At 44.9% G+C, this 1,289-nt stretch carries 1 protein-coding gene; it reads left to right on the forward strand.

Features of this window, described 5'->3' with window-relative positions; translation table 11 throughout:
- Positions 1-97 precede the first annotated feature (97 nt).
- A protein-coding gene (locus MJ257_RS24550; RefSeq protein ID WP_240271795.1) for an IS3 family transposase occupies positions 98-1,242 on the forward strand; the annotation gives its coding sequence in 2 pieces (ribosomal slippage) (positions 98-371 and positions 371-1,242; 1,146 coding nt in all).
- Positions 1,243-1,289: the final 47 nt, after the last annotated feature.

The raw sequence follows: 1,289 nt of genomic DNA on the forward strand, positions 1-1,289 counted from the left end.
GGAACTGACCCCATAGTGTGAGACAAATTAAAAACACCTTCAAGAGAATGCAACCATGTCGTATGATATGGGAGACAACCTTGGAGGTGTTTTTTCGTTGGCAACCCGAGTAAGCTACCCAAAAGAGATTAAGATGAAGGCTATTGAAATGAGAATGGCTGGTATCCCAGTGAAAGAAGTTATGGAGCAATTGAACATACGACATGATTCTCAAGTGAGAACATGGATGCGATGGTATCGTAACGGAGAAATACATCGGTTTGAGCAGCCTGTAGGTAAACAATATAGCTACGGCAAAGGACCGGAATATACGTCAGAATTAGAGAAAGTAAAGGCAGAGAATAGGTTTTTGAAACAGCAGCTAGATCTCCTAAAAAAGTACAACGAGATGGAAAGGGGGTATCCTCAAAGATTGTAGTGGAATGGATCAAATCGATCCAAGGAGAAGTTAGCGTGGCACAAGCCTGTGCCTGGGCGGGACTCTCTCGTGCTACCTACTATCGCTGGAAGGATAAGTATGGAAGCGGGGATGCCGATCCTGTGGTAGAGAAAATCCGCGAACTCTGTTTGCAGCATAAATTTCGTTATGGATACCGTAAAATCACCGCTCTACTTCGGAAAGAACAAGCGATTAACCATAAACGAGTGCAACGGATTATGCAGCGTGAAGAGCTGCAATGCCGTGTCAAAGTCAAGAAACGCAAACCTACAGGGCAGCCAGCCTATATAGCAGAACACTTGCTAAAACGCCAATTTGAGGCCGATCAACCTATGCAAAAACTCGTTACGGATATTACGTATTTACCGTTTGGAGGAAGAATGTTGTATCTATCAAGTATCCTAGACTTGTTTAACGGAGAAGTTGTGGCATACAGTATAGCTGACAAGCAGGACACTGCGTTCGTACTGGACACACTCCGTCAGCTGCCCAATCTACCAGGTACGATACTTCACAGCGATCAGGGGAGTGTCTACACTTCCCAGGCGTATCAGGAAGCTGTAAAGGAAAAGGGCATTACCATGAGCATGTCCCGCAAGGGAACGCCCGCTGATAATGCCCCCATCGAATCGTTTCATTCCACGCTAAAGTCTGAAACGTTCTATCTCGAAGGTTTAACGAGTACAACGACAGCAATCGTTGAACAGGTCGTTCGAGACTACATTACTTACTATAACTCAATTCGCATTCAAACAAAACTAAACAACCAGTCACCGATTGATTATCGACAACTGGCTGCTTAACTTGCAAGGTGTTTTTGATCCCTGTCTCACAAACGGGGGTCAGTTCC

Source organism: Paenibacillus timonensis, assembly GCF_022427145.1.
Lineage (GTDB): Bacteria > Bacillota > Bacilli > Paenibacillales > Paenibacillaceae > Fontibacillus > Fontibacillus timonensis.